General features: G+C 73.4%; 24 protein-coding genes. 11 read left to right on the top strand and 13 right to left on the bottom strand.

The genetic code is table 11. The features are described 5' to 3' along the window. Nucleotides 1–134: 134 nt before the first annotated feature. The gene (gene glgX, locus ABT095_RS32315; protein WP_350533125.1) at nucleotides 135–2,243 is read left to right on the top strand and encodes a glycogen debranching protein GlgX; all 2,109 of its coding nucleotides are present in this window, start codon (nucleotides 135–137) and stop codon (nucleotides 2,241–2,243) included. Here the strand turns inward: glgX and ABT095_RS32320 are convergent. Beyond that, entirely contained in the window at nucleotides 2,240–3,076 is an 837-nt protein-coding gene (locus tag ABT095_RS32320; protein WP_350533126.1) for an oxidoreductase, read from the bottom strand. The genes glgX and ABT095_RS32320 overlap by 4 nt on opposite strands. A 316-nt stretch (nucleotides 3,077–3,392) precedes the next feature. Between ABT095_RS32320 and treY the strand changes: the two genes are divergently transcribed. After that, nucleotides 3,393–5,759 carry a malto-oligosyltrehalose synthase gene (gene treY, locus ABT095_RS32325; protein WP_350533127.1) on the top strand — a complete coding sequence of 789 codons (2,367 nt, stop codon included), beginning with the start codon at nucleotides 3,393–3,395 and terminating at the stop codon, nucleotides 5,757–5,759. Between the two features lie 106 nt (nucleotides 5,760–5,865). Next, complete coding sequence (treZ, locus tag ABT095_RS32330; RefSeq protein ID WP_350533128.1) at nucleotides 5,866–7,581, top strand: malto-oligosyltrehalose trehalohydrolase; 1,716 nt, start codon at nucleotides 5,866–5,868, stop codon at nucleotides 7,579–7,581. A 90-nt stretch (nucleotides 7,582–7,671) separates the two neighbouring features. Here the strand turns inward: treZ and ABT095_RS32335 are convergent, their stop codons facing one another. Together ABT095_RS32335 and ABT095_RS32340 are read right to left on the bottom strand one after the other, a co-directional pair. After that, nucleotides 7,672–8,568 carry a transketolase family protein gene (locus tag ABT095_RS32335; RefSeq protein ID WP_350533129.1) on the bottom strand — a complete coding sequence of 299 codons (897 nt, stop codon included), beginning with the start codon at nucleotides 8,566–8,568 and terminating at the stop codon, nucleotides 7,672–7,674. Between the two features lie 25 nt (nucleotides 8,569–8,593). After that, entirely contained in the window at nucleotides 8,594–9,307 is a 714-nt protein-coding gene (locus ABT095_RS32340) for a thiamine pyrophosphate-binding protein (protein ID WP_350533130.1), read from the bottom strand. Nucleotides 9,308–9,362: 55 nt separating this feature from the next. Between ABT095_RS32340 and soxR the strand changes: the two genes are divergently transcribed. The 4 genes from soxR (at nucleotide 9,363) to ABT095_RS32360 (ending at nucleotide 13,553) form a co-directional block, all read left to right on the top strand. Continuing rightward, nucleotides 9,363–9,833: a redox-sensitive transcriptional activator SoxR gene (soxR, locus tag ABT095_RS32345; protein WP_350533131.1), complete on the top strand. Its 471-nt coding sequence runs from the start codon at nucleotides 9,363–9,365 to the stop codon at nucleotides 9,831–9,833. Between the two features lie 78 nt (nucleotides 9,834–9,911). After that, nucleotides 9,912–10,763: an SAM-dependent methyltransferase gene (locus tag ABT095_RS32350; RefSeq protein ID WP_350533132.1), complete on the top strand. Its 852-nt coding sequence runs from the start codon at nucleotides 9,912–9,914 to the stop codon at nucleotides 10,761–10,763. 139 nt (nucleotides 10,764–10,902) lie between these two features. Then, a complete protein-coding gene (locus ABT095_RS32355; protein ID WP_350533133.1) occupies nucleotides 10,903–13,143 on the top strand; it encodes an AbeC-like domain-containing protein in 2,241 nt (746 codons plus the stop codon). After that, nucleotides 13,140–13,553, top strand: a complete 414-nt coding sequence (locus ABT095_RS32360; protein WP_350533134.1) for a DUF5955 family protein — start codon at nucleotides 13,140–13,142, stop codon at nucleotides 13,551–13,553. The genes ABT095_RS32355 and ABT095_RS32360 overlap by 4 nt, the downstream gene beginning before the upstream one ends. A 9-nt stretch (nucleotides 13,554–13,562) precedes the next feature. Here ABT095_RS32360 and dmpI read toward each other — a convergent pair whose 3' ends face one another. Both dmpI and ABT095_RS32370 read right to left on the bottom strand, forming a co-directional pair. Further along, nucleotides 13,563–13,844 carry a 4-oxalocrotonate tautomerase DmpI gene (dmpI, locus tag ABT095_RS32365; RefSeq protein WP_350533135.1) on the bottom strand — a complete coding sequence of 94 codons (282 nt, stop codon included), beginning with the start codon at nucleotides 13,842–13,844 and terminating at the stop codon, nucleotides 13,563–13,565. A 179-nt stretch (nucleotides 13,845–14,023) separates the two neighbouring features. After that, nucleotides 14,024–14,902 (bottom strand): LysR family transcriptional regulator, encoded by an 879-nt coding sequence (locus tag ABT095_RS32370; protein WP_350533136.1) that lies wholly within the window; start codon nucleotides 14,900–14,902, stop codon nucleotides 14,024–14,026. A 141-nt stretch (nucleotides 14,903–15,043) separates the two neighbouring features. On the opposite strand from ABT095_RS32370, the gene ABT095_RS32375 reads away from it, so the two are divergent. After that, nucleotides 15,044–15,655 carry a histidine phosphatase family protein gene (locus ABT095_RS32375; RefSeq protein ID WP_350533137.1) on the top strand — a complete coding sequence of 204 codons (612 nt, stop codon included), beginning with the start codon at nucleotides 15,044–15,046 and terminating at the stop codon, nucleotides 15,653–15,655. Between the two features lie 235 nt (nucleotides 15,656–15,890). Here the strand turns inward: ABT095_RS32375 and ABT095_RS32380 are convergent, their stop codons facing one another. Together ABT095_RS32380 and coaE are read right to left on the bottom strand one after the other, a co-directional pair. Continuing rightward, nucleotides 15,891–16,343: a VOC family protein gene (locus ABT095_RS32380; RefSeq protein ID WP_350533138.1), complete on the bottom strand. Its 453-nt coding sequence runs from the start codon at nucleotides 16,341–16,343 to the stop codon at nucleotides 15,891–15,893. Between the two features lie 47 nt (nucleotides 16,344–16,390). Next, nucleotides 16,391–17,005 (bottom strand): dephospho-CoA kinase, encoded by a 615-nt coding sequence (gene coaE, locus ABT095_RS32385; protein ID WP_350533139.1) that lies wholly within the window; start codon nucleotides 17,003–17,005, stop codon nucleotides 16,391–16,393. A 194-nt stretch (nucleotides 17,006–17,199) separates the two neighbouring features. Here coaE and ABT095_RS32390 point away from each other — a divergent pair, with 194 nt between their 5' ends. After that, complete coding sequence (locus ABT095_RS32390) at nucleotides 17,200–18,069, top strand: alkaline phosphatase family protein (RefSeq protein ID WP_350533140.1); 870 nt, start codon at nucleotides 17,200–17,202, stop codon at nucleotides 18,067–18,069. Nucleotides 18,070–18,088: 19 nt separating this feature from the next. Here ABT095_RS32390 and ABT095_RS32395 read toward each other — a convergent pair whose 3' ends face one another. The 5 genes from ABT095_RS32395 to ABT095_RS32415 all read right to left on the bottom strand — a co-directional run bounded on the left by ABT095_RS32395 (nucleotide 18,089) and on the right by ABT095_RS32415 (nucleotide 22,272). Further along, the gene (locus tag ABT095_RS32395) at nucleotides 18,089–19,063 is read right to left on the bottom strand and encodes an SMP-30/gluconolactonase/LRE family protein (RefSeq protein ID WP_350533141.1); all 975 of its coding nucleotides are present in this window, start codon (nucleotides 19,061–19,063) and stop codon (nucleotides 18,089–18,091) included. Between the two features lie 77 nt (nucleotides 19,064–19,140). Further along, nucleotides 19,141–20,361: an NAD(P)/FAD-dependent oxidoreductase gene (locus tag ABT095_RS32400; protein ID WP_350533142.1), complete on the bottom strand. Its 1,221-nt coding sequence runs from the start codon at nucleotides 20,359–20,361 to the stop codon at nucleotides 19,141–19,143. A 32-nt stretch (nucleotides 20,362–20,393) separates the two neighbouring features. Then, the gene (locus tag ABT095_RS32405) at nucleotides 20,394–20,825 is read right to left on the bottom strand and encodes a hypothetical protein (RefSeq protein WP_350533143.1); all 432 of its coding nucleotides are present in this window, start codon (nucleotides 20,823–20,825) and stop codon (nucleotides 20,394–20,396) included. 103 nt (nucleotides 20,826–20,928) lie between these two features. After that, nucleotides 20,929–21,618 carry an alpha/beta fold hydrolase gene (locus tag ABT095_RS32410; protein ID WP_350533144.1) on the bottom strand — a complete coding sequence of 230 codons (690 nt, stop codon included), beginning with the start codon at nucleotides 21,616–21,618 and terminating at the stop codon, nucleotides 20,929–20,931. Between the two features lie 18 nt (nucleotides 21,619–21,636). After that, nucleotides 21,637–22,272: an MBL fold metallo-hydrolase gene (locus ABT095_RS32415; protein WP_350533145.1), complete on the bottom strand. Its 636-nt coding sequence runs from the start codon at nucleotides 22,270–22,272 to the stop codon at nucleotides 21,637–21,639. A 72-nt stretch (nucleotides 22,273–22,344) separates the two neighbouring features. Between ABT095_RS32415 and ABT095_RS32420 the strand changes: the two genes are divergently transcribed. Both ABT095_RS32420 and ABT095_RS32425 read left to right on the top strand, forming a co-directional pair. Then, nucleotides 22,345–22,815, top strand: coding sequence for a MarR family winged helix-turn-helix transcriptional regulator (locus tag ABT095_RS32420; protein WP_350533146.1), 471 nt, complete (start codon nucleotides 22,345–22,347; stop codon nucleotides 22,813–22,815). A gap of 129 nt (nucleotides 22,816–22,944) precedes the next feature. Next, nucleotides 22,945–23,091: a hypothetical protein gene (locus ABT095_RS32425; RefSeq protein ID WP_350533147.1), complete on the top strand. Its 147-nt coding sequence runs from the start codon at nucleotides 22,945–22,947 to the stop codon at nucleotides 23,089–23,091. Between the two features lie 8 nt (nucleotides 23,092–23,099). Here ABT095_RS32425 and ABT095_RS32430 read toward each other — a convergent pair whose 3' ends face one another. After that, complete coding sequence (locus tag ABT095_RS32430; RefSeq protein WP_350533148.1) at nucleotides 23,100–25,328, bottom strand: MMPL family transporter; 2,229 nt, start codon at nucleotides 25,326–25,328, stop codon at nucleotides 23,100–23,102. Between the last annotated feature and the right edge of the window lie 155 nt (nucleotides 25,329–25,483).

Genomic DNA, 25,483 nt, shown 5'->3' on the forward strand with positions numbered 1-25,483 from the left:
CGGCGCACCCGCGTCGGTGAGTATGCCCCTTGTGCCGTACGTCACGGTGCGCGGGGTCAGGTCTAGCGGGGCAGCTCGCCGGGCAGAGCCCTGGGAGCATCAATTCCCAAGACGAAAAGGGAAGTTGAGGGACTATGCAGGTCTGGCCGGGGCAGCCGTACCCACTCGGCGCCACCTACGACGGGGCCGGTACCAACTTCGCCGTGTTCTCCGAGAGCGCCGACCGGATCGAGCTGTGCCTGCTCGCCGAGGACGGTTCGGAGACGACGGTGGAGCTGCGCGAGACGGACGCCTTCGTCCGCCACGCCTACCTCCCGGGCGTCCAGCCCGGCCAGCGGTACGGCTTCCGGGTGCACGGCCCTCACAACCCCGGCCTCGGCCAGCGGCACAACAGCTCCAAGCTGCTCCTCGACCCGTACGCCAAGGCGATGAGCGGCCACATCGACTGGGACGAGTCGGTCTACGGCTACCACTTCGGCGCCCCCGAGCGCCGCAACGACCTGGACTCCGCCCCGCACACCATGCACTCGGTGGTCATCAACCCGTACTTCGACTGGGGCAACGACCGCCCGCCGCGCACCGACTACCACCGCACCGTGCTGTACGAGGCCCATGTGAAGGGGCTGACCAGACTCCACCCCGGCATCCCCGAGGAGATCCGCGGCACCTACGCGGGCCTGGCCCACCCCGCGGTGATCGAGCACCTGGCCAAGCTGGGCGTCACCGCGATCGAGCTGATGCCGGTGCACCAGTTCGTCCGGGACCACCGGCTGCGCGACCTCGGGCTCTCCAACTACTGGGGCTACAACACCATCGGCTTCTTCGCCCCGCACTCCTCCTACTCCTCCCTCGGCGACCGGGGGCAGCAGGTGCAGGAGTTCAAGTCGATGGTCAAGGCGCTGCACGCGGCCGGGATCGAGGTGATCCTCGACGTGGTCTACAACCACACCGCCGAGGGCAACCACCTGGGCCCGACCCTCTCCTTCCGCGGCCTGGACAACGTCTCCTACTACCGCCTCGCCAAGGACCAGCGCTTCTACGAGGACACCACCGGCACCGGCAACAGCCTGCTGATGCGCTCGCCGCACGTCCTTCAGATGATCATGGACTCGCTGCGCTACTGGGTCACCGAGATGCACGTGGACGGCTTCCGCTTCGACCTCGCGGCCACCCTGGCCCGGCAGTTCCACGAGGTCGACCGGCTCTCCTCCTTCTTCGACCTCTGCCAGCAGGACCCGGTGGTCTCCCAGGCCAAACTGATCGCCGAGCCCTGGGACCTCGGCGAGGGGGGTTACCAGGTCGGCAACTTCCCCCCGTTGTGGACCGAGTGGAACGGCATGTACCGGGACACCGTCCGCGACCTCTGGCGCGGCGAGGACGCCAGCCTCGCCGAGTTCGGCTCCCGGCTCACCGGCTCCTCCGACCTCTACCAGGACGACGGCCGCCGGCCCATCGCCTCGATCAACTTCGTCACCTGCCACGACGGCTTCACCCTGCGGGACTTGGTCTCCTACAACGACAAGCACAACGCGGCCAACGGCGAGGACAACCGGGACGGCGAGAGCTTCAACCGGTCCTGGAACTGCGGGGCGGAGGGGCCTTCCGACGACCCGGCCGTGCTCGCCCTGCGGGCCCGCCAGCAGCGGAACCTGATCGCCACCCTGCTGCTCTCCCAGGGCGTGCCGATGCTCTCCCACGGCGACGAGCTGGGCCGGACCCAGGGCGGCAACAACAACGCCTACTGCCAGGACAGCGAGCTCTCCTGGGTCAACTGGGCCGACGCCGACGCCGAACTGCTCGAATTCACCCAGGGCATGATCTGGCTCCGCCGCGACCACCCCGTCTTCCGGCGCCGCCGCTTCTTCCACGGCCGCCCGGTCTCCGGCACCCACGACGACCTCACCGACATCGCCTGGTTCACCCCGGCCGGCGTCGAGATGACCGACCGCGACTGGTCCACCAGCTACGCCAAGTCCCTCACCGTCTTCCTCAACGGCCACGCCATCTCCGAGCCGGACCGGCGCGGCGGCAAGATCGTGGACGACTCCTTCCTGCTGATGTTCAACGCCCACTTCGAGCCCCTGGAGTTCACCGTCCCCGCCGACCACGGCCACGAGTGGTCCACCGTGGTCGACACCACCCTGGCGACCCTCCCCCGCCCGGGCACCGGCACCCAGGTCAAGGCGGGCGACACCCTCTGGCTGACGGAGCGCTCGCTGCTGGTGCTCCAGCGGCCTGCCTAGCCCCCCTGGATGTCGGTGGAGAGCGCCACCTCGCGCCACTGGTCGAGCTCCCGGCGGACCAGGGCCAGCTTCGCCTCCACCCGCTCCAGCGTGTCGGAGCCCAGCTGGAGGCGCAGCGGCGGCTCGGCGGCCTCGGTGACGTCGATGACGGCCTTGGCGGCCTTCACCGGATCGCCCGGCTGCCGGCCGTCGTAGTGGGCCAGTGCCTCGCGCACCGGCGCCGTGCCCTCGGCGTAGTCGGCGATGGAGGCGGGCTCGGTCCACAGGCTGGAGCTGCTCAGGAAGTCGGTCCGCAGCCCGCCCGGCTCGACGATCGTGACCCGGACCCCGAGCGGGGCCAGCTCACCGTGCAGCGCCTCCGAGATGCCTTCGAGGGCGAACTTCGAGGCGCCGTACAGGCCGATCGCCGGTGCGGTGGCGAACCCGCCTCCGGAGCTGATGTTCAGCACGTGCCCGGACCGCTGCGCCCGCAGGGTCGGCAGCGTCGCCCGCAGGGTGTTGAGCACCCCGAACAGGTTGACGTCGAACAGCGCCCGGGCCGCCGCGTCCGGGACTTCCTCGACCGCACCGAGCAGCCCGTACCCGGCGTTGTTGACCACCACGTCGATCCGGCCGAACCTGGCCAGCCCGGCCGCCACGGCGGCCGCCAGCTGCTCGGGCGCGGTCACGTCCGCGTCCAGCGCGAGCAGCCCCGCCGGCTGCTGCGGGTATGCCTTGAGCACCGCCGCCGCATCCCGCGCGGTGGCGATCACCTGATGCCCCCGCGCCAGCGCCTGCTTGGTGAGCTCCGCGCCGAGGCCCCGCGACGCTCCCGTGACGAACCAGACACTCATGTTCTCTCCCCTTCGAACCTGTCCGACGGGGGTCGACGCTAGGACTTGGAGTGCACTCAAGGTCAAGTTGCACTATTCAGGGGCGCGGGGCCCCTCTGAATTCACTGCGTGCGCGGCCGGCAATGCACTCTGCCGCAGCTCGTCCGGTGACCCAGTTGCACTATCCCTCCCACACAGGAGGGCTGATCGCTGCGGAAGGCTCTACAACGCCTCTTCCGGCACCGCGCAGTTCCCCGCGCCCCTGACAGTGCAGCCTCGGATAGTGCAGAAGGGTCATCTACGTTCGTCCCCGGCCGTTCCGGGTACGGATGCTCCCATGACCGACGCCCCACCGACGGCCAGCTACCGGCTCCAGCTCCAGCCCGGCTTCACCCTGCGCGACGCCGCCCGGGCCGTGCCGTACCTGGCCGCGCTGGGCGTCAGCCACCTGCACCTCTCCCCCCTGCTCGCCGCCGCCCCGGGCTCCACCCACGGGTACGACACCGTGGACCACACCCTGGTCAGCCCCCAGCTCGGCGGCGAGGAGGCGCTGCGCGAGCTCGCGGCGCAGGCGCACTCGCATGGCCTGCGCCTGCTCGCCGACGTCGTGCCCAACCACATGGCGCTGCCCGTCCCCGAACAGCTCAACCAGCCGCTCTGGCAGGTGCTCCGGGACGGCCCGGACTCGCCGTACGCGCCCTGGTTCGACATCGACTGGACCGCCCAGCCGGGCCCGCCGGACGCCCCCGACCGGGGCAAGCTGCTGCTGCCGCTGCTCGGCGGCCGCCTCGGCGAGGTGCTGGGCGAGCTGGCCGTCGAGGGCGACGTGCTGCACTACCACGACCACACCTTCCCGCTGCGGCCCGGCACCGCCCAGCTGCCGCTGCCCGAGCTGCTCGCCCGGCAGTGGTACCGCCTCGCCTGGTGGCGGCTGGCGGACGCCTCGCTGAACTACCGCCGGTTCTTCACCGTCAACGAGCTGATCGCCGTCCGGGTCGAAGTCCCCGAGGTGTTCGAGGCCACCCACCGCACCCTGCTGCGGCTGCACGCCGAGGGGGTGCTCGACGGCTTCCGGATCGACCACCCGGACGGCCTGGCCGACCCCCGCGGCTACCTGCGCCGCCTGGCCGGGGCCACCGGCGGGGCTTACACGGTGGTGGAGAAGATCCTCACCGGCCCCGAGGAGCTGCCCACCGACTGGCCCTGCGCCGGCACCACCGGCTACGACGCGCTGCGCCGGATCGACGGCGTACTCACCGACCACCTGGGCGCCGAGCGCCTGATCCACGCCTACCGCCACGACACCGGCGCGGGCACCGCCGAGGAGGCCGCCCGGCAGGGCCGCGCCGAGCTGACCGGCCCCGGCGGCGGCCTGGCCGCCGAGCTCGAGCGCCTGGCCCGGCTCGCCGAACGGATCTGCGCCGGCGAGCCCGCCCTCGCCGACCACCCGCCGCAGGCCCTGCGCACCGCGCTGCGCGAGCTGCTGACGGCCTACCCGGTCTACCGGCCGTACGTCCGCCCGGGCGAGCCCGCCCCGCCGGAGGCGGTCGCCGCCGTCGAGACGGCGCTGAGCGGTTTCGGCGCCACCGGCGAGCTGGTCCGCGACCTCGCCCTCGGGCGGCTCGGGCGCGGGGCGGCCAAGGACGAATTCTGCGTCCGGCTGGCCCAGACCGCCTCCGCGGTGGCCGCCAAGGGGGTCGAGGACACCGCCTTCTACCGGTGGAACGCGCTGCTCAGCCTGAACGAAGTCGGCGGCTCGCCCGCGCACCCGGGAGTCTCCCCCGAGGAGTTCCACCGCTGGTGCGCCCACCAGGAGCGCAACTGGCCGCAGTCGATGACGGCGCTGTCCACCCACGACACCAAGCGCAGCGCCGACGCCCGCGCCCGGCTCGCCGTGCTCGCCGAGCTCGGCACCGGCTGGGTCTCCGAGCGCGCCGCCTGGACGGCCGCCGCCGGACCCGGCCCCGATCCGGACACCGACTGGCTGCTCTGGCAGACCCTGGTCGCCGCCTGGCCGATCTCCGGCGAGCGCCTCACCGCCACCCTGCTCAAATCCGCCCGCGAGGCCAAGCGGCAGACCTCCTGGACCGACCAGGACACGGCGTACGAGCAGGCCCTGGCCACCCACGCCCACCGGGTGCTCGACCACCCGGGCCTGTGCCCGCGGATCGACGGGTTCGTCCGCACCCTCGCGCCGTACGCCCGCAGCAACACGCTGGCCGCCGCCCTCCTGCACCTCACCGTGCCCGGTGTGCCCGACCTCTACCAGGGCGGCGAGGAGCCGCTGTACACCCTGGTCGACCCGGACAACCGCGCGCCGGTGGACCTCTCCGCGCTGGCCGTCCGGCTCACCGACTCACCGAACCCCCGCCCCGGCGACCTGGCCCGGGAGAAGCTGCACCTGACCACCACCGCCCTGCACCTGCGCCGCACCGCGCACCTCGGCCCGTACCAGCCGCTCGCCGCCACCGGCCCGGCCGCCGCCCACCTGCTCGCCTTCGCCCGCGGCCCCGAGGTGATCACCGCCGTCACCCGTCTCCCGCACGGCCTCGCCCGCACCGGCGGCTGGCAGGACACCACCCTCGACCTCCCCCAGGGCAGCTGGACCGACCTGCTCACCGACCGCCCCGTCACCGGGCCCGTCGCCCTGGACGAACTGTTCACCCCGTACCCGGTGGCCCTGCTCACCCGGACGGCCCTGTGAGCGCTCACCTGGGCGGCCGTGTGAACGCTCACGCGGACGACCTTGTGAGCGCTCACGCGGACGGCCGTGTGAACGCTCACCCGAACCCACCCAGGAGGCCTCTGTCGTGACCGACTACCAGGTCTGGGCCCCGAACGCCCACGCCAGTGTCGAGGTCGAGGTGGACGGCACCCGGTACGCCCTGGAGCCGCTGGACGAGGTGGGCTGGTGGGGCGGCGAGGCCCCGGCGGGCGACTACGCCTTCCGCCTGGACGACGGCCCGGCCCTGCCCGACCCGCGCTCGCCGCGCCAGCCGTCCGGCCCCGACGGCCCGAGCCGCGCCGTGGACCACACCGACTTCGCCTGGTCCGACACTGCCTGGCGCGCCCGCCCACTGCCCGGCGCGGTGGTCTACGAGCTGCACATCGGCACCTTCACCCCGGCCGGCACCTTCGCCGCCGCCGTCGACCGGCTCGACCACCTGGTCGAACTCGGCGTCGACTTCGTGGAGTTGATGCCCGTCTGCCCCTTCCCCGGCCGGCACGGCTGGGGGTACGACGGGGTCTCGCTGTGGGCGGTGCACGAGCCCTACGGCGGGCCCGAAGGGCTCAAGCGCTTCGTGGACGCGGCCCACCGCAAGGGCCTCGGCGTGATCCTGGACGTGGTGCACAACCACCTCGGCCCCTCGGGCAACTACCTTCCGGTGTACGGCCCTTACTTCACCGACCGCTACCACACGCCCTGGGGCGCAGCGGTCAACCTGGACGGCCCGGGCTCCGACGAAGTCCGCGCCTACCTGCTCGGCAGCGCACTCGCCTGGCTGCGCGACTACCGGATCGACGGCCTGCGGCTGGACGCGGTGCACGCCCTCGCCGACAGCCGGGCGGTCCCCTTCCTCGAGGAACTCTCCACCGCCGTGGACACCTTGGCCGATGCCACCGGCCGGCCGCTGTTCCTGATCGCCGAGTCCGACCTGAACGACCCCCGCACCACCGCCCCCCGCGACGCGGGCGGCCTCGGCCTCACCGCCCAGTGGAGCGACGACTTCCACCACGCCCTGCACGCCCTGCTGACCGGCGAATCCACCGGCTACTACCGCGACTTCGCCGCCCGCCCGTTCGAAGCGCTGGCCCGCACCCTCACCCGCGGCTTCTTCCACGACGGCACCTGGTCCTCCTTCCGCCACCGCACCCACGGCCGCCCGTTCCCCGCCGCCCACGGGCACCGCCTGCTCGGCTACCTGCAGACCCACGACCAGATCGGCAACCGCGCCACCGGCGACCGCCTCTCGGCCACCCTCTCCCCGGGCCGCCTGGCCATCGGCGCGGCACTGGTCCTCACCTCGCCCTTCACCCCGATGCTCTTCATGGGCGAGGAGTGGGGCGCCACCACCCCCTGGCAGTACTTCACCAGCCACACCGACCCCCAGCTCGCCGAGGCCGTCCGCCAGGGCCGCCGCCGCGAGTTCACCGACTTCGGCTGGCCCCCCGAGGAGATCCCCGACCCCCAGGCCCCCTCGACCGTCCTCGCCTCCACCCTCGACTGGTCCGAGCCCGCCCTCCCCGGGCACGCCGACCTCCTCGCCTGGTACCGCAAGTTGATCCACCTGCGCCGCGCCCACCCGGCCCTCACCGACCCCGACCTCACCGCCGTCCGCGTCACCCACACGGACACCGCCCTCACCCTCCACCGCGGCCCCTACCGCATCCTCGCCACCCTCACCCCCCACACCTTCGCCCTCGAATCCCCCCACCCCGAAACCCTCGCCACCTTCGGCACCGCCACCCTCACCGACCCCCGTACGGTAAGACTGGCCGCCGATTCAGTGATCATCCTTCGCTGAGCCGCACCACCAGGGGCGCGAGGAACCGCGCGCCCCGCCGTGCACTGTCCGCAGCCCCGAAAACCCACCCCGGCCCCCACCCACGCCGGGCTACCAGAGCTGCGCGGTGATCCGCCCCCGCAGGGAAGCCGCGTCGAGCCCGTACGCCCGCAGGTGCTCCTCCATCGACCCGTAGCGCCGGTGCTCCTCCTTCGGCACACCGAGCCCGAGCACCCGGTGCGGCCGGTCCGCCAGGGCCGCGTGCACCTCACCCGCCGAAGTCCCCGCCAGGTACGGCTCGACCAGCACCACCTCCGCCCGGCCGTCGCCGATCGCCGCCCGCAGCCCCTCGCCGTCGAAGGGCCGCACCGTCGCCGCGTACAGCACCGTCACGTCCAGCCCCTCGGTGGCCGCGAGCACCGCGTCCAGCATCGGCCCGACCGCGACCACCGCCCCCCGCGACCCCTGCCGCAGCATCAGCAGCTTGCCCGGTGCCACCGGCCGGGCCGCCGCGTTCCGGTGGGCGGAGAGCCGGACGTACACCTTCTCGTCGCCGTCCGCCGCCGCGTGCCTCAGCAGCGCCTCGGCCTCGTCCGGGTGTCCGGGCACGTGGACCGTCCAGCCCGGCAAGGTGTCGAGCAGGGCGACATCCCCCGGCGCCATGTGGGTGCGACCGCCCGCCGGCCAGTCGTACGAACCGGCGGCGCTCACCAGGACCGCGCCGACCCCCTGGTGCCCGAGGTCCAGCTTCACCTGCTCGAAGGGCCGCTCGACCAGGAAGCTCGCGAAGGTGTGCGCGATCGGCCGCAGGCCGGTCAGGGCCAGCCCGCCCGCCGCGCCGATCATCAGCTGCTCGCGGATACCGACGTTGATCACCCGGTCCGGGTGTTCCTCGGCCGCCGGGGCGAACCCGGCCGCGCTGATGTCGGCGAGCACCACCGCGAGGCGCGGGTCCTCGTCCAGCAGGCGGGTGGTGACGTCGATGAAACGGTCGCGCATGGTCTCCATCGGAGATTCTCCCTCTGAAAGAAAGTCAGTTCTTCGGCTCGACGCGGGCGATGACCGCATGCGGGCGCCCCGGGTGCGGGGCCGTGTAGGCGGCGTACAGCTCGGCGTGGTCGCGGCCGTTGACGGTGGCCGTCGACCAGCCCTCGCCGGCGAAGCGGGCGGCGATGCCGCCGGTCCAGCCGTGGGTGGCCGAGGAGTTGTCGATCACCACCACGTTCAGCTGCTCGAGGCCCGCGGCCCCGGCGAAGGCCACCGCCTCGTGGTTGCTGCCCTCGTCGAACTCGGCGTCGCCGATCAGCACCCAGACTGCCTGCCCGGTCAGCCCCTGGGCCCGCAGCCCCAGCGCCGTGCCCACCGCGAGCGGCAGGCCGTGCCCGAGCGAACCGGAGCCGATCTCCACGCCCGGCACCAGCAGCCGGTCCGGGTGGTGGCCGAGCGGGGAGTCGTAGCCGCCGAAGCCGTCCAGGGTCTCGACCGGAAAGAAGCCCTTGGCCGCCAGCACGGCGTAGTAGGACATCGGCCCGTGGCCCTTGGAGAGCAGGAAGCGGTCCCGCTCGGGCTTCTCCCGGGTCTCGGGGGTCACCCGCAGTACCCGGTCGTACAGCACCCAGAGGGCGTCGAGGGTGGAGTTGGCGGCCGGCACGTGCTTCTCGGCGCCGGTCATCCGGGCGATCAGTCCCGGCAGGTCGGCGAACCCGTAGCTCTTCGTGGGAGTCTCAGCGATCTCTGCGGTGGTCATGAGAGAAGCGTGCAACTTCAAGTCAACTTGAAGTCAAGCGGCTATCCTGGCGACCGTGACCCTCTCCCGCCATGACCAGCTCACCATCGGGCAGCTCGCCGAGCGCAGCGGCCTGGCCACCTCCGCACTGCGCTACTACGAGAGCCTGGGCCTGATCCACGCCGAGCGCACCGCCGGCGGCCAGCGGCGCTACGCCCGGGCCACCCTGCGCCGGGTCGCCTTCGTCCGGGCCGCCCAGCGGGTCGGCCTCTCGCTCGAGGAGGCCGGCGAGGCGCTCGAGCGGCTGCCCGCCGAGCGGGCCCCCAGCACCGCCGAATGGAGCGGCGTGGCGGCCACCTGGCAGGACCGGATCGATCAGCAGATCGCCGAACTGGAACACCTGCGCCGCAAGTTGACCGGCTGCATCGGCTGCGGCTGCCTCTCGCTCACCCGCTGCGCCCTCTACAACCCGCAGGACCGCGCCGCCGCCACCGGCCCGGGCGCCCGCCACCTGGAGCTGCCCCGGCCCGAGGAGCTCGCCCCGTAGGCCGGGTCCGTCCCCTATGCTGCCTCCCGGCGCCACCGAACACCCGGCGGCGCCGAACCGCCCGGGGGAGAGACCGAGATGACCGCACATCAGCAGGTGTCGATGGACTGGCTGACCGATCCCACCGACGAGGGGCGCGCCCCGGCCGACCTCCGCCCCGAGGTGCCGCACCCCGCCCGGATGTACGACTACTACCTGGGGGGCAAGGACAACTTCCCCGCCGACCGCGAGGCCGCCGAGCGCGTCATGGCGATCAGCCCGATGGTGAGGATCAGCGCCCTGGCCAACCGGGCCTTCCTGCAGCGCGCCGTGCGCCACCTCGCCGAGCAGGGCGTCGGCCAGTTCCTCGACATCGGCACCGGCATCCCCACCGTGGGCAACACCCACCACGTCGCCCAGCAGGTGAACCCGCAGGCCCGGGTCGCCTACCTGGACAACGACCCGATCGTCCTGGTGCACAGCCGCGCCCTGCTGGCCAGCGCCAGCAAGGGCACCGCCACCGTCGTCCAGGCCGACCTGCGCGACCCGGCCGCCATCCTGGCCGACCCGCACGTACGCGGGGTGCTCGACCTCGGGCAGCCGGTGGCCCTGCTGCTCTTCGCCGTCCTGCACTTCATCGACGAGTCGGACGACCCGTACGGCCTGGTGAAGCAACTGGTCGACGCGCTGCCGTCGGGCAGCTACCTCGCCCTCTCGCACGGCACCGGCGACTTCGTGACCGCCGAGGACGCCACCAAGGGCCCGGCCGTCTACAGGAGCGCCACCGCGCAGCTGACCATGCGCACCCGCGAGCAGGTGCTGCGCTTCTTCGAGGGGATGGAGCTGGCGGAGCCCGGCCTGGTCACCGCCCCGCTCTGGCGCCCGGACCAGCCCGAGCAGCCCACCGACGCGACCACCGGCATCTGGGCCGCCGTGGGCCGCAAGCCGTAGCGCCGCACCCGGGCCGAACGGGCCGATCCGGACTGACGATGCGTCAGTTCCGGTCGGCCCGTCGTGCTTCCCAGTCCTGGAATTGCCTGACAGCGGACAGAAGTCCTCATAGAGTGCAGGCACCGGACACCCTGGAGGCATGATCGAATTGGCGTACGCGGCAGGAAAGTTGGCCCGTCGGCGAGTGTTCCTGCTCTGCCTGGCGATGCTCGTGCTGGGCAGCCCCTGGGTGCAGAAGGTGCTGCAGTCGCCGGACTCGCGCACGCCCGCCACCGCCTGGTACCGACGGGTGCTCGCCACCCCGGGCTGGGAGCCCTCCCTCGCCTTCGACCACTACACCCGACCCGTCCTGTACGACTGGTCCGCCGGCCTGTCGGTCCTGGTGCTGCTGCTCGGCTGCTACCTGCTGCTGCCGCGCCTGGTCCCCGCCGCCCCGGCCGGTCCGGTCCGCTGGATGACGGCCATCGGCACCTGCACGGCGGTCTCGGCGGTCTCCGCCCTGCCCGAGTGGGCGCTGAACAGCGGCCTCCAGGACCTCGGCACACCGGTGGCGGCGCTGCTCGCCACCTCCCTGGAGTACTCGATCGCCTTCGGCCTGCTGCTCGGCCTGGCCGCCGCCGCCACCCTCGCCCCCACCGCCGGGGCCGCTCTGCCCCGCCTCCTCCGCCGCCGCCCAGGACGGACCACCACCATGGCCGCACCCGCCACCCCCGCCCTCGGCAGCGCCCCGGGCGACGTCACCCGGTACCTCTGCGCCGCCGCCTACCTCGACCCGGCCTTCGCCCGGATCGTGGTGCAGGACGTGCTGAGCGACGAGTTCGGCGCGATCGCCCCCTCCCCCGGGGTGGACCTGGTGCCCGTGGCGCGGCACTGCCTGACCGCCCGCGAGCTGCAGCGACGGCTCCACCGGCGCATCCTGCCGGTCTGGTTCGCGCTACTGCTGATCTCCCCGCTCTGGCTGCTGATCGGCCGCCTCGCACTGACCGTCCTCGGCTACGGCGCCAAGCAGCCCGCCCCCCGGCACCCCGTGCGCGGCCGCGCCGAACCCGACGCCGAGGCCGCCCTGTGGCGGGTGGCCGCCGCCGCTCTGGCCGCGCTGGTGCTCACCGTGGGGATCGACCTGCTGCTCGGCCTGCTGCCGGTCGGCGGCGTGTTCAGCTGGCTGCTCGGCAGCTACCTGTTCGGCATACCGCCGGTGCTCGCGCTGATCGGCGCCGGGGCGTACGCGTACCGGCTGATGGCCGAGCACCTGGGCGACACCGACCAGCGGCTGCGCGCGCTGCGCCGGGAGACCTTCGACCCCGAGGCCGTCCCCCAGCCCGCCCCGCAGGCCGCCTGGATCAAGGACCGGCTGGCCGCCGTCGCCGAGACGCAAGCCGGCAACGTGAGCGTCTACAGCGGCTTCACCCCCTTCCTCGGCTACGCCGCCACCTACGGCACCGCCCGGATCGCCGCCCCGCTGCTGCCCGCCGAGCCGTTCGGCCGGCCGGCCGCCGAGATCACCGAGTTCGACACCTGGGAGCTGCTGACCGAGGTCCGCAACCGGCTCGCCGCCCTGGCCGAGGCCCCGCCCGCCGCCGATGAAGTGGCCCTCACCGGGCTGCTCCTGGAGGACCGGGTCTTCGTGGACGGCGCCACCCTGCACGGCGACCGGCGCTTCCTCGGTGACCGGCAGCTCACCCCGCTCACCCGCCTGACCCCCGAGCAGCTGCGCGAGGTGGCCGAGCGGCCGAGCGGCGCCGTCCGGCACTACCTCGCCGCGCACCTGCCGCTCTGGGGCGACGACGTGGTGCCCAGCCTGCTCCTGCACATGTCGCAGACCGGGCGCACCCTGCACATCCACGTCGAGCTGCACATCCTCGGCCCGGTGCACCGCCTGTACCACTCGGTGGACACCCTCCCGCCCCGGGCCACCGGCGAGACCAGGCGGGCCGCGCAGCTGGCCGCGCTCCGCTCGGCCTGGCCGCTGCTCGGCGGCGCGCTGAGCATGGTGCGGGCGTACCGGACCGCCGAGCGGCTGAGGGTCAAGCGCCTGGTGCGCGACCACACCGCCTTCGGCGCCGATCCGGGCTTCGACTACGGCGCCCGGGTGAGCCTGCGGGAGGCCGGCATGGCGCCGGAGTACCAGAACTACTTCCAACTCCTGGACGCCGAGCGGGTGCTCAGCGCGCTCTGGCGCCACGCCCTCACCGCCGTACGGGAATTCCTCGACGAGCACGGGGTGGACACCACCGAGTTCCGCCGCCAGCAGCAGACCATCCTCAACCAGGGCATCGTCCAGCAGGGCGGGGTCAGTTACGTGGGCAACCAGGCGGTCGGCGCCGGTGCCCAGGCCCACAGCCACGGTTTCGACCCCACCTCCGACGGGAGCCGATCATGACCCCCTCCTCCGACCCGGTCGTTCCCGGGCCCGCCGCTGCGCCGGCCAACGCCGGCGTCCAGCAGTTCGGCGGCCACAGCCAGGTGGGCAATCAGGCCGTCGGCACCAACGCCCAGGCCGTCGCGGGCAGCATCGGCTTCCAGACCGCGCTGCCCGCCGACCGGACCGACCCGGCCGAACTCCTCGCCCTGATCGCCCGGTTGCTGGACCAGCACCGCGCCGAACTGCCCGACCAGTCCGGCACCCAGGTCGAACTGCGCCGCATCCGCGAGGAGTTGGAGGAGTCGGAACCCCAACCCGGCATCCTGCGGCGCTCGCTGGACCGGATCTCCGCCTTCGTGCAGCCGGTCACCCCGCTGGTCGTCGCCGTCGGGCAGCTCACCACCGCCCTGCACGGCGCCCTGGGTTAACGGTCTGGGTTAGCGGTCCGCGGTCAGCTTGCCGGCGGCGCCCCAGTTCTCCGGCTGGTACTCCTGGATCCAGACGTAGACGCTCTCGGCGGGCACCGCCAGCGCCTCGACGAAGGCCGCGGTGACCTTCTCGACCAGCTCGCGCTTCTGCTCGACCCCGCGCGGACCCTGCTGGATGGTGACGATCGGCATCTTCTGCTCCCTGCTCTCCCGGCCGGTCTCTCCGGCTGGGAACAGTCCATCCGATCCGGGCGCCTGCACCCAGACTCGATTCGCTCTGGCAGCGATCACGGATCCTGATCGTCCTAGGGCCGGTCCGGCCGGTCTTGCCGGATCAGCGCGCGGCGTCGGGGGCCCGGCTGGGCGTGCGCCCGAGTCACCCTCGTACTGGGTCGTACTCGGGTGATTCGGGCGTGCGTCCAGGCGGGATTCCCGGCGTCGCGCGCCCGGCAAGGCCGGCCGGACCGGCCCTAGGTCAGCGCGGTGTCGCGGCAGGCCTCCAGAAGCAGCCGGGGCAGCGGGGCCGAGCGCCGGACGGCGACCGAAGTGGGCAGGGCGAGCGGCGTCCGGCAGGGGCGGAAGGCGATCCGCGGGACGTTCATCAGGCGGGCGTTGGCGGCGTACACCACCGTCCACATCGGGGTGCCGGTGCCGATCGAGGCCAGGGTGTCCTGCAGGGTGCCGTGCGGCGGGCCGAGCACCGGCCGGAAGCCGGCCTGCGCGCAGGCGTCCGTCACCAGGTCCACCAGCGCCGGGTGGTTGGCGCGCCCGGTGAGCCGCAGCGGCAGCTCGGCGAGGCCGGCGAGGTCGATCTGCGCCTGCCCGGCCAGCGGGTGCCGGGCGGGCAGCGCGATCACCAACTCGTCCTGCCAGACGGGCAGGAAGCGCAGCCCGGTGGACTCCTCCGGCACGGCGCCGCGCACGAAGGCGGCGTCCAGCCGCCCGTCCGCCAACCGGGCCAGCCGCTCCCGCACCGGCGCGGCCTGCAGCTCGACCCGCACGCCGGGGGCCCGCCGCTGGTAGGCGTCCAGGATCAGGTCCAGCCGCTCACCGAGCCCCGTGATCGTGCCGAGCCGGAACACGGCGGGCGCCGCCAGCTCGGCGGCCAGCGCCCGCGCGGCGTCCTCGGCCGCCAGCACGCCCCGGGCGGCGGGCAGGAACCGCTCACCGGCCGGCGTCAGCCGCACGTACCGGGGCGATCGGTCGAACAGCTCGACCTTCAACTCCCGCTCCAGCCGCCGCACCTGCTGACTCACGGCGGGCTGCCCGAGCAGCAGCTTCTCGGCGGCCCGGCCGAAATGCAGCTCCTCGGCGACGGCCACGAAACAGCGCAGCTGCCGCAGTTCCATACCCCTGCTCCTCCTCCGGTCCCGGCCGCCCATCCTCGCAGGCCCGCCGGAGTCACGGCCCACCGGAACCACGGCCCGCCGGAACCGCCCCCCGCCCGCCCGTCGTCGTACCGGCTACAAGATCACGAAGGAGCCCGGCCCATGCCGTCCACCCGCTACCTCTACCTGGCCCGCCACGGCGAGGCCCGGCCCGACGAGACCGGCCTCTCCACCGGCGGCCGCCGCCAGGCCGAGCTGCTCGGCGGCCGGCTCGCCACCCGGCCGATCACGGCGGTGCACCACAGCCCGCTCCCCCGCGCCGCCGAGACCGCCCGGCTGGTCGCCGCCCACCTGCCTGGCGCCACCCTCCAGGCCTGCGACGCCGCCGGCGACTACGTCCCGCACCGCCCCGCCCGCTCCGAGCTGCCCGCCGACTGCGCCGAGTACCTGCTCGGCTTCCTCGCGGGCTCCGAGGGGCAGGCGGACGGGCCCCGGCTGGCCCGCGAGGCGGTCGACCGCTTCACCGGCCCGGCGCCGGGCGACTCGGAACTGCACGAACTCCTCGTCACCCACAACTTCCTGATCGCCTGGCTGGTCCGCCACGCCCTCGACGCCCCCGCCTGGCGCTGGCTCGGCCTCAACCACGGCAACGCCTCACTCACCGTCATCCGCTGGACCCCGGGCCGCCCGGCCGCCGTCCTGGTGCGCAACGACATGCGCCACCTCCCCGACGAGCTCTGCTGGACCGGCTTCCCGCCCGAGGCCCGGGTCTAGGGTCCGTCTTCAAACCCCCGTCGTTCGCCCGGAGGGCGGGCGGGGCGGCGCCCAGTGACGCGCGGGCGGCGCCGACGCGGGGGCTCCTCCCGGCCGAAGGCTGGGGGAGAGTCCATGCGGAGCATCGGCGACTGAGGAGAAGCCGGCGAAGGGCCCCTCCTGCCCGATGCCGGACAAGGAGGGCGCGTGCCCCGGCGTCGGCCCGCAGACGGGGGTTTGAAGACGGACCCTGGCCTCAAGCGGCGCAGAACTCGTTGCCCTCCGGGTCGAGCAGGACGTACCAGTGGCCGGCCGGGCCCTGGCCCTCCTCGCGGAGGCGGGTGGCGCCCAGCGACTCGAGGCGGGCCACCAGCTCGGCCAGGCCGCCGGGCTCGGCGTGGACGTCGAGGTGGAGGCGGTTCTTGACCGTCTTCGGCTCGGGGACGTCCTGGAAGAGGAGGCGCCGGCCCTTGCCGATGCCGGTGAAGGGGTCGTACGGGTCCTCCGGGTGGCGGACGGCGGCGAAACCGCGGAAGTGCTTGCGGCCCCGGTGCTCGGCCACCGCCTCCGCCGGGAGCCGCCCGGCCGCGAGCAGCTGCTCGACGAGCGCGCTCGGGTCCTCCACCTCGTAGCCCAGTGCCTGGGCCCAGAAGTCCGCGAGGGCGGGGGCGTCGGCGGTGTCGATGACCAGCTTCCAGTGCAGTGCCATGCACCCGTTCCTAGCCGGTGCCACTGACACCGGCAACCCACCGCTGGTCAGGCCCGGTCCGAGGCCTCCGCCTGGTGGGCCTTCAGCTGCTCCCAGACCTCGCCGACCAGGGCGTCCAGCTCCTCGGGCGTGCCGCCGTTGTCGATCACCAGATCGGCCGCCGCGAGGCGCTGCTCCCGGCTCGCCTGGGCGGCCATCCGGGAGCGGGCCTCCTCCTCGGTCATGCCGCGCCGGCGCACCAGGCGGTCGAGCCGTACGTCGTCGGCGGTGTCCACCACGATCACCAGATCGTAGAGCGGGCCGAGGTTGTTCTCGACCAGCAGCGGCACGTCGTGCACCACCAGGTCGTCCGGCCCGGCCGCGCCCTCCAGCTCGGCGGAGCGGGCCCGGACCAGGGGGTGGACGATGGCGTTGAGCGCGGCCAGCTTCGCCGGGTCGGCGAAGACCACCAGCCCGAGCGCGGGCCGGTCCAGGGCGCCGTCCGGGCGCAGCACCTGCTCGCCGAACTCGGCCACCACGGCGCGCAGCCCTTCGCTGCCGGGGGCGACCACCTCGCGGGCGATCAGGTCGGAGTCCACGATCACCGCGCCGCGCTCGGCGAGCCTCGCGGAGACCGCGCTCTTGCCCGCGCCGATCCCGCCCGTCAGTCCGATCCTCAGCATGCCGCCAGGTTACCGGCCGGTCGCCACCGTCCTGACCCCAGGCCGCCCCAACCGAACCACCAGGTAAGCTCCGGCGAACTCTGAGCAAACATTGCCCACTTCCGCCCGAAAATGCCACTTCCCGCCACAGTGCCCCTGACCTGCGCCGTTAGGGTTCCGGGGAGCCCACGCCTGCACTCGAACGGAGCAGCCCCATGTCGAACGCCTCCTCCACCCTGTGGCCCGCCGGCCCCCGCCGCGTGCTGGTCGTCGGCATCGACGGCGTCCGCCTGGACCTGCTCCCCGAGCTGCACACCCCGCACCTGGACTCGGTGGCCGCCGAGGGCTTCCTCGCCCCGGTCGAGGTGGACGAGGTGACCCCGACCATGTCCGGCCCCTGCTGGGCCACCATCACCACCGGGGTCGGCGTGGCCAAGCACGGCGTGCTCGGCAACCACCTGGGCGGCAACCGCCTGGACGTCTTCCCCGAGTTCACCACCCGCCTGGCCGCCGTCCACCGCCGCCGCACCTTCGCCGCCGGCGGCTGGGAGCCGCTCTTCCTGGCCCGCAGCGGCGGCCCGCTGTTCGCCGCCCCCGGCCGCCTCTCCTACATCGCCCCGCTCGAGGACACCCCCGAGGCCTGGGAGGTCTGCGACGCCCGGGTGACGGCCGAGGCCGAGTACGTGCTGCGCGACAGCGACGACGACCCGCAGGCGAGCTTCGTCTACCTCGGCGCGGTGGACGAGACGGCCCACTTCCTCGGCTGCGGCGAGGAGTACCGCCGCTCGGTCGAGACCGCCGACCGGCACCTGGGCCGCCTGCTCGCCGCGCTCAAGAGCCGCCCGGACTACGCCGAGGAGCAGTGGACCGTCATCGTCGTCACCGACCACGGCCACGTCGACCACGGCGGCCACGGCGGCCGCACCCCGGTCGAGCGCACCGCCTGGATCGCGGCCGCGGGCCCCGACATCTCGGGCCCGCAGCCGCGCCCCCTGCACCACACCGACGTGGCCGCCCACGTCTACCGCGCCCTCGACATCGCCCCCGATCCGCACTGGACCCTCGACGGGCAGCCGTTCAAGTAGGCCCGGCCGCGGCGGCCGGTCAGCGCTTCGCGTCCAGCGCGACGGGCAGGATGTCCGGCCCCGCCTTCGTGTAGTAGGCGGCACTGGCCACGTAGGCGGTGCCGCCGCTGATCACCGGCGAGGTCGGGGTCTGCAGCCCGTCACCCCGCCGGACCACGGTGCTGGAGCCGTCGGGGTGGCCCTGCGGGTGGACCAGGACCACCTCGTCGCGGCCGGCCAGCGCGGCGAGCAGCTCGTCGCCGTGCCCCGTGAAGGCGAAGTCGTCGACCGTGGGCAGGCCGGTCGCCCGGACCTGCGGGTGACCGCCCCGGTTGCCCCCGAGCACGGGGATGCGCACGATCGTCCCCTGCACCGAGTTCGAGACCCAGACCGCGCCGTCGCGCAGCTTCAGCCCGTTGGCGGCGAACCCGTCGGCCTTCAGGGTGCCGTCATCCGCGAACACGGCGGGCTCCCCACCGGCGGCGGGCACCGTCCAGACCCGGCCGAGCGCGCTGTCGCTGAAGTAGAGCGCCCCGCTGCGCCCGTCCAGCGCGAGCCCGTTGGGCAGGCTCTCGGCGGGCAGGCGGGCGACGAGCTCCGGCTCCGCCGCGTCCGGGCGCAGCCGGTAGACGCCGGTACGGTCCGCGGTACCGCCGGGCACGGGCTCGGCGTCCGCGTACAGGAAGTACAGGGTGCCGTCCTCGGCCCGGGTGAGGCCCATGGTGACCGGCACGTGCAGCAGCGGTGTCCTGCTCCCGGTGCTCCCCTTCTCCGTCATGTCGGCGAGGACCTTCACCTGGCCGTCCGAACCGATCCGGGCCACCTGCTGGGCGAGGGAGAAGGTCACGTCGAAGGAGCCGTCGGGCTCCTGGACGATGTTCTCCGGCGTCTGGTGCCCGGCGAAGTCGAGGCAGACCACGACCTCGGGCGAGGTGCACTGCGGGGTGGCCGCCGAGGCCAGCCCGAGGCCGGTCACGCCGACGGCCAGGGCGAGAACGGTCGCCCTCGAGACCAACTTCTTCAAAACTCCCCCATGGAACCGATGGTGACGATCTCTCACGCCACTTCTGAGGCTCAAGCTGGCAGCCGTGGCTACTGTGCCCTGCGGTGCCTGAGGTTCACGGCCGCCGCCCGGCTCAGCGCCAGCGGGTTCAGGAACCGCGTCGGGCCGATCAGGCGTGAGGCGAAGCGGTGCATGTGCCGGGCCACCCCGGCGTCCCGCGCCGCCGCCGCGAACATCAGCCGCTCGCCCGGGTTGAACGGCCGCCCCTTGGCGTAGTCGGCGGCCAGGAACTGGTGCCCGCCCAACCGGCGCCGGTGCAGCCGCCCGTACGCCGCCAGCGCCTTGTCCAGGTCGCCCCGGCCGCCGAGCGCCGGGGTGACGGCCTCCGCCAGCCACTGCGCCGACTGCAGCGCCCACCCGCACCCCACGCCCCACAGCGGATCCCCGGTGAGGGCGGCGTCGCCGATCAGCGCGAGGCCCGGCGCGGACGGCTTGCGGCTGCGCAGCGGGTAGTCCACCGTCCCGATGATCTTCGAGATCCGCTCGGCGGAGTCGATGTCCGGCGCCTGGGGCAGCGCCCGCACGAAGGCGAGGAAGCTGCCCTCCAGGTCCTCCCGGAAGGCCGGCAGCCGCTCCTTGGCCGGGAGCACCGCGAGGACGGTCACCCCGTCCTCGTTCGGGAAGGCGTACGCCATGTCGGGCTCCAGGAACCAGGTCTGGCCGATCCCGCCGTGCAGCGGCAAGTTCCGGAACTGCGCCAGGTACCCGAAGCGCGCGTTCTCGTGAGTCCTGGTCCGCACCCCGGCCGCCTTCGCCACCGCCGAGTCCTTCCCGTCGGCCCCCACCACCAGCCGGGCCCGGATCTCCCGCTCCCCCACGGGGGTCGAGGCCCGCACCCCCGCCGGCCGCCCGCCCTCCCGGACCAGCCCGGTGACCTGGTGCCCGAGCAGCAGCTCAACTCCCGGCGTCTGCGCCGCCTTGGCCCGGATCATCGGATCGAGCGTGCTGCGGCGGATGTTGTACCCGTACGGCAGGTCCGGCCCCTTCGGCTCGATCCACCCCCAACGAGTCCACCACCGCGCGTCGCCCCGCACCGCGCCGGCCGCCTCGAGCTCGGCGACCAGGCCGAGCTTCGCCAGCACCGGGTACGCGTTGGCCGTGATGGAGTGCGTGCACAGCACCTTGTACGCCTCCGGGTCCGACCGCCGCTCCAACAGCGCCACCCGGGCGCCCCGTTGGGCGAGCAGGATCGCCGCCGCGCTCCCGGCCAGACTGGCCCCGCCGATCACGACGTCGTACTCGTGCTCCATGCTCGACCGCCCCCTTCGCGTCAACTACCGCATCAGAGCTCGAAGTCTCGCGCGAGATCGTCCCAGGCGATACCCCGCAGGCAGCCGTTGGCGCCCGTACCCGAGGGCAGTTCGGTGCTCTGCTGGAACCACACGACCCTCAGGGCGGAGTGGTGCAGCACCGCGTCCAGCTCCGGATCGACCGGCTTCGAGCTGAACACCCCGACGCACGTCACGGCGGGCAGCAGTTCCACCGGCCCGAACGCACCGTCCGGAAGGTCCGGCAACTCCCGCACCGGCTCGACCAGATGCACCGGCACCCCATCGCCCTCCTGCTCCACCCGCCCGACCAGACCCGCCACCTTGCGGTCGTTCCACCCCTGGAACGGATACCCCTCCAACATCCCGCTGTACGTCGAGGACAGCTCCAACCGCGAGAGTTCGATCACCCTGCCGGAGTTGAGGACCACGTGTGTCAGCGCCATGCCACCCAACCTAGCCACGCTACGGCCTCCGGCCCCACCGATTTTCCGACGCCCGGCGCGGCTCAGTCCTCCGGCAGGCCGTCGTCCTGCGGACCGGCACCGCTCAGCCCAGGCCCAGGAACTCCTGAACCGTCGCCAGGAATTCCTCCGGCGCGTCCTGGTGGATCAGGTGCCCGACCGGGACGGTCCGCAGTGCCGCGCCGGGGATCCGCCCGGCCAGCTCGGCCAGCCAGGACTGCGGGATGTGGCTGGCCGGGCCGCCGGAGAGGACCAGGGTGGGGGCGGTGATCAGCGGGAGCAGCTCCCGCCAGGCCGGGTCGGGGCGGTCGAGCTGGGCGCGGACGGCGAGGACCATCTCCCAGTCGAAGGCGAGATCGCCCTCGGGGCGGACGGGGGCGACGGCCACCCGGGGCCGTGGCACGGGGACGTCCTCCAGGACCAGCCGGCTGATCCGGGCGGGGTGGAGCGCGGCCAGCAGGTAGGCCACCACCCCGCCCATCGAGTGGCCCACCAGCTCGACCCGGGCGAGCCCCGCCCGGTCGAGCCAGGCCAGCACGTCGTCCCGCATCAGCTCCAGCGAGTACTCCCCGGGCCAGGAACTCGCCCCGTGCCCGCGCAGGTCCACCGCGTACACCCGCCGCCCGCGGGCGAGCGCGGGCAGCAGCGGCACCCAGCCGGCCGCGCCCTCGCCCAACCCGTGCAGCAGCACCAGCGGTTCACCCCCGGGCTCCCCGGCCGCCAACCCCGCCAGCCGTACCCCGCCACCCAGCTCCACCGCCCACCGCTCAGCCATGGGCACGAGCGTACGCGCTCAGCCCAGCTCGACCGACTCCCCGTCGGCGAGGCTGCGGTACGCCGCATCCGGCGCCAGCTGGCCGATCATCCGGGCCGCACCCTCCCGGCCCAGCTCGCTCAGCACCAGCTCGTGCACCGCCAGGGCCTGGGCGGGCTTCACCTCGCGGGTGTAGTCGATGAGTTCGGAGAGCTTGGTCCAGGGGCCGGAGACCGGGAGCAGCAGGGTCTCGACCGGCACCTCGGGCAGGGTGAGCGCGTCACCGGGGTGGAAGACCCGGCCGCCGAGCAGGAAGCCGATGTTGGTGACCCGCGGCAGGTCCGGGTGGATCACGGCGTGCCACTCGCCGTGAACGCTCACACTCAGCCCGTCGATCTCGAAGGCGTCGCCCTCGCCCACCACCGTGACCCGGGTGCCGAGGCCCTCCAACTGGCCGGCCACCGCCCGGTTGGTCCAGATCCGCAGGCCCGGCCGGGCCTCGGCGGCGGCCCGCAGCCGCTCCTCGGCGAAATGGTCGAAGTGCTCGTGGGTGATCAGTACGGCGTCGGCCCCCGCCATGGCCTCCTCGCCCGTGAACAGCCCGGGGTCGACGACGACCGCGCCCCCTTCGTGCTCGACCCGTACGCACGCATGTCCGAACTTGGTGAGTCGCATGCCTGAAACCATACAGCATTGCTGTACATATTCCTACAGCAATGCTGTATACCCACTCGATAGACTGACCCCATGACCCACCCCGCCCAGGACCCCGCCCAGGCCCTCGCCGAGGACCCCACCGAGGACCTCGCGATCGACCCGCTCGAACTCGCCGCCGAACTGCGCAACACCATCGGCACCCTGGTCCGCCGCCTGTGGACCGAGGACGTACTCCCGCAGAACCAGGCCGCCGTGCTCGGCCGGCTGGTCCGCGAGGGCCCCCACAGCACCAGCGAACTGGCCGTCCTGCAGCGCGTCCGCCACCAGTCGATGGCCCGCACCGTCGCCCTGCTCACCGAAGCCGGTCTGGTCGAGCAGCACCCTCACCCCACCGACGCCCGCAAATACCTGCTCACCCCCACCCCGGCCGGCACCCAGGCCCTCCACGACCAGCGCGCCCGCCGCGAGGCCACCATCGCCGCCGCCATCACCGGCCGCCTCACCCCGGCCGAACAGCGCCGGCTCAAGGAGGCCGTCGCCCTGATCGCCCGCCTCACCTGAGGCACGACCGAGCCCGGGCGCCCGCGGACGCGCCCCACGCTAGGCCACTCGGGTGAGCCCGGCATCCTTTCCGGCCCACCCCGCCGTTGTGCAGGGGGCTCGACCCACCTGCCCTCGAAGGGACACTCCATGACCAACGTCCGCAACGCCCTGCTGATCGCCGCCGCCCTCGCCGGGCTGATGTTCGGCACTGCGGGCAACGCCGCCGCGTGCAGCGCCCTGGACGCGATCGGCGGCCTCGCCCCGGGCTTCGGCAACTCCTGCGTCAACCGCTGAACCGCGGGTTACGAAACCCCCACCAGAGTCCGGTCCCGCTCGGCACGCGGGGCCGGGACGGCCGGCGCGGCCGGAGCGGCCGGGCCCAGCGGCGGCAGCACCACGTGCTCGGTCAGCCCGATCCGGCGGTGCAGGCGCCGCAGCGGCGCCGGCGCCCACCAGTTGAACTCGCCGAACAGCGTCATGGCGGCCGGCACCAGCAGGCACCGCACCAGCGTCGCGTCCACCGCGACGGCCACCGCCAGCGCGATGCCCATCTCCTTGACCATGAGCATCTGCCCGGCCGCGAACCCGGCGAAGACGATCACCATCAGCAGCGCCGCCGAGGTGATGATCCGGCCGCTGCGCTGCAGCCCCAGCTCCACCGAGCGGGTGCAGTCGTACCCTTCGTCCCGCAGCTCCTTGATCCGGGAGAGCAGGAACACCTCGTAGTCCATCGACAGCCCGAAGGCGAAGGCGAAGACCAGCACCGGTATGAAGGTCTCCAGGCCGCCGGTCGGGCTGAAGCCGAGCAGCGAGCTGAAGTAGCCGTGCTGGAAGACCAGGGTCAGCGAGCCGAGCGAGGCGCCGAGCGAGAGCACGTTCATCAGCAGCGCCTTGACGGGCATCACCACCGAGCCGGTCATCAGGAAGAGCAGCAGCAGCGTGCCGACCGCGACCAGCCCGAGGGCCCACGGCCCCCGGCCGGCGATCTCGTGCTGGAAGTCGACCACCGAGGCGGCGTCACCGGTCACGTACGTGGTCAGGCCGCCCCGCTCGGCCCGCAGCTCGTCGACCACCTGCTTGGCACCGGCACCCTGCGGGTCGCCGTGCACCAGCACCTCGACCGTGCTCACCCGGTCCGAGACGGGCGTGACGGCCCGGACACCGCTGACGCCCGGGGTCGAAGCGACCACCCGGTCCGCGTACGCCTGCGCCTGCGCGGTTCTGCCCTCGACCACCACGGTGACCGGGGCCGCGGCCTGCTGGGGGAATCGTTCCTGCACCGTCTCGGTGACCTGCCGCCCGGCCGAGGAGGCCGGCAGCACGGAGGCACCCGAGCTGCGCCAGTCGGAGCCGAGGAAGGGCGCTCCGGCGGCCAGCAGCAGCGCGGTGCACACCAGCACCACCGGTACGGCCCGCTTCTGCACCCGCCGCACCGTCCGGGCGAAGAAGCCCTCGTCGGGGACGGGCGCGGTCGGCGCCTTGACCCGGTGGCCGACGAAGCCGAGCAGCGCGGGGATGAGCGTGAGCGCGGCGGCCCCGGCGATCACCACCACGCTGACCCCGGCGGCGGCCACCGCCCGGAACACCGGGCTGGTGAAGACGAAGAGCCCCGAGAGCGCGACGGCGACGGTCAGCCCCGAGAAGAGCACCGTCCGCCCGGCCGTCGCCAGGGTGCGCTCCACGGCCTGGGCCACGGTCGCGCCGTGGCCGCGCTCCTCGCGGAAGCGGTTGACGATCAGCAGCGCGTAGTCGATCGAGAGGCCGAGGCCGAGCACGGTGGCGATCGGCAGCACGCTGGTGTCGATGTCCATGATCCGGCTGAAGCCGAACATCGCGAGCAGCGCCCCGCCCACCGAGCCGACCGCGCCGAGCACCGGCAGGCTGGCCGCGGCGAAGCCGCCGAACACCAGCACCATCACGATCAGGGTCAGCGGCAGGGTGACGATCTCGCCGAACTGGGTGTCCTTGGCGGTCTGGTCCTTGACCTCCTGCTGGAGCACCAAGTCCCCGCCGACGGTGACCTTGGCGCCCTCGGCCTGGATCGCGCCGAGCCGCTGCTCGACGGCCTTCTGCTGCGCGGAGCTCGAACCGTCGGCCATCCGGACGGCGACCAGGCTCGCCCTGCCGTCCTTCGAAACCATCGCCTGCCCGGCCGGACCGTAGGCATCGGTCACCGAGACCACGCCCGGCAGCTTCGCGAGATCGGCGGCGGCGCTCGAAACAGCCGTCCGTACCGCCGCGTCCTGCACCGAGGGGCCGTCCACCACCGCGGTCACGGTGCCCTTGGCCGGATCGGCCGCGGCCACCACCGAGGAGCCGCGCGCGGACTCCGAGCCGCCGGCCGAGGAGGAGGCGACCGTACCCTCGAACACCCGACCGCCGATCAGTACCCCGAGGGCCAGCACCAGCACCCAGAAGCCGACCACCCAGCGCCGGTGGCGGTGGCAGAACCTGCCGAGAGCGGCGAGCCGCCCGCGGACCTGGGCGGTCGTCGCGGGCGCAAGGGGTGCCACTGCGGGGGTCGCGCGCATAAGTACCTGAGCCTTTCGGGCAGTTCCCCTCAAAGCTAGGTGTAAACGGAGAAAACCCCTAGAGGCTTCCGGTGCGCTTCATATCACACACTTCCCCCACATTTTGCGGAACCCGGGGCGAACGGCACCAAAACGTCCTGTCGAAGGCCCCGAAC

The organism is Kitasatospora sp. NPDC002227 (assembly GCF_040296285.1).
GTDB lineage: Bacteria > Actinomycetota > Actinomycetes > Streptomycetales > Streptomycetaceae > Kitasatospora.

What these genes read in the sequence shown, in the direction of transcription:
- glgX (WP_350533125.1), top strand. Translation starts at nt 135, where the DNA reads ATGCAGGTCTGGCCGGGGCAGCCGTACCCACTCGGCGCCACCTACGAC.
- ABT095_RS32320 (WP_350533126.1), bottom strand. Translation starts at nt 3,076, where the DNA reads ATGAGTGTCTGGTTCGTCACGGGAGCGTCGCGGGGCCTCGGCGCGGAG.
- treY (WP_350533127.1), top strand. Translation starts at nt 3,393, where the DNA reads ATGACCGACGCCCCACCGACGGCCAGCTACCGGCTCCAGCTCCAGCCC.
- ABT095_RS32335 (WP_350533129.1), bottom strand. Translation starts at nt 8,568, where the DNA reads ATGGAGACCATGCGCGACCGTTTCATCGACGTCACCACCCGCCTGCTG.
- ABT095_RS32340 (WP_350533130.1), bottom strand. Translation starts at nt 9,307, where the DNA reads ATGACCACCGCAGAGATCGCTGAGACTCCCACGAAGAGCTACGGGTTC.
- ABT095_RS32350 (WP_350533132.1), top strand. Translation starts at nt 9,912, where the DNA reads ATGACCGCACATCAGCAGGTGTCGATGGACTGGCTGACCGATCCCACC.
- ABT095_RS32355 (WP_350533133.1), top strand. Translation starts at nt 10,903, where the DNA reads ATGATCGAATTGGCGTACGCGGCAGGAAAGTTGGCCCGTCGGCGAGTG.
- ABT095_RS32360 (WP_350533134.1), top strand. Translation starts at nt 13,140, where the DNA reads ATGACCCCCTCCTCCGACCCGGTCGTTCCCGGGCCCGCCGCTGCGCCG.
- ABT095_RS32370 (WP_350533136.1), bottom strand. Translation starts at nt 14,902, where the DNA reads ATGGAACTGCGGCAGCTGCGCTGTTTCGTGGCCGTCGCCGAGGAGCTG.
- ABT095_RS32375 (WP_350533137.1), top strand. Translation starts at nt 15,044, where the DNA reads ATGCCGTCCACCCGCTACCTCTACCTGGCCCGCCACGGCGAGGCCCGG.
- ABT095_RS32380 (WP_350533138.1), bottom strand. Translation starts at nt 16,343, where the DNA reads ATGGCACTGCACTGGAAGCTGGTCATCGACACCGCCGACGCCCCCGCC.
- coaE (WP_350533139.1), bottom strand. Translation starts at nt 17,005, where the DNA reads ATGCTGAGGATCGGACTGACGGGCGGGATCGGCGCGGGCAAGAGCGCG.
- ABT095_RS32390 (WP_350533140.1), top strand. Translation starts at nt 17,200, where the DNA reads ATGTCGAACGCCTCCTCCACCCTGTGGCCCGCCGGCCCCCGCCGCGTG.
- ABT095_RS32400 (WP_350533142.1), bottom strand. Translation starts at nt 20,361, where the DNA reads ATGGAGCACGAGTACGACGTCGTGATCGGCGGGGCCAGTCTGGCCGGG.
- ABT095_RS32405 (WP_350533143.1), bottom strand. Translation starts at nt 20,825, where the DNA reads ATGGCGCTGACACACGTGGTCCTCAACTCCGGCAGGGTGATCGAACTC.
- ABT095_RS32410 (WP_350533144.1), bottom strand. Translation starts at nt 21,618, where the DNA reads ATGGCTGAGCGGTGGGCGGTGGAGCTGGGTGGCGGGGTACGGCTGGCG.
- ABT095_RS32415 (WP_350533145.1), bottom strand. Translation starts at nt 22,272, where the DNA reads ATGCGACTCACCAAGTTCGGACATGCGTGCGTACGGGTCGAGCACGAA.
- ABT095_RS32420 (WP_350533146.1), top strand. Translation starts at nt 22,345, where the DNA reads ATGACCCACCCCGCCCAGGACCCCGCCCAGGCCCTCGCCGAGGACCCC.
- ABT095_RS32425 (WP_350533147.1), top strand. Translation starts at nt 22,945, where the DNA reads ATGACCAACGTCCGCAACGCCCTGCTGATCGCCGCCGCCCTCGCCGGG.
- ABT095_RS32430 (WP_350533148.1), bottom strand. Translation starts at nt 25,328, where the DNA reads ATGCGCGCGACCCCCGCAGTGGCACCCCTTGCGCCCGCGACGACCGCC.